The organism is Liquorilactobacillus sicerae (assembly GCF_029916425.1).
Taxonomy (GTDB): domain Bacteria; phylum Bacillota; class Bacilli; order Lactobacillales; family Lactobacillaceae; genus Liquorilactobacillus; species Liquorilactobacillus sicerae.
On sequence record NZ_JAHAVQ010000342.1, the window covers coordinates 1 to 399 of the forward strand.

At 38.3% G+C, this 399-nt stretch carries 1 pseudogene; it reads left to right on the forward strand.

Going from position 1 to position 399, the window contains the following annotated elements:
* Positions 1–45: 45 nt before the first annotated feature.
* A pseudogene (locus tag KH893_RS12755) lies at positions 46–399 on the forward strand (ATP-dependent Clp protease ATP-binding subunit); the annotation flags it as partial.

The window sequence follows — 399 nt, forward strand, 5'->3', positions numbered from 1 at the left end:
GGTGTATAATTTTCTGCAAAGGTCAATAAAGGTCAAACATCGATAATAGTTCCGATGTTTGAAATTTTACTTTATTTGACGGAGGAAAAAATGGCTGATTATAATGACGATCCCTTCGTTTTTGGTAATTTTAATGTTGATGATATTTTTCGTCAATTGAACGGCCAAATGGCAAATATGCAACAGGCAAATAATGGTTCAGCTCAAGCACGCCCTGGACGTACCGGCGGAAATAATAATAATAAGAAAAAAAATGGTTTGCTCGAACAATTCGGCATCAATATCACCGAACAAGCACGTAAAGGCAAATTAGACCCGGTTATTGGGCGTAGCCAAGAAGTTGGCCGTGTGATCGAGATTCTCAATCGGAGAACGAAAAATAATCCCGTTCTAATAGGT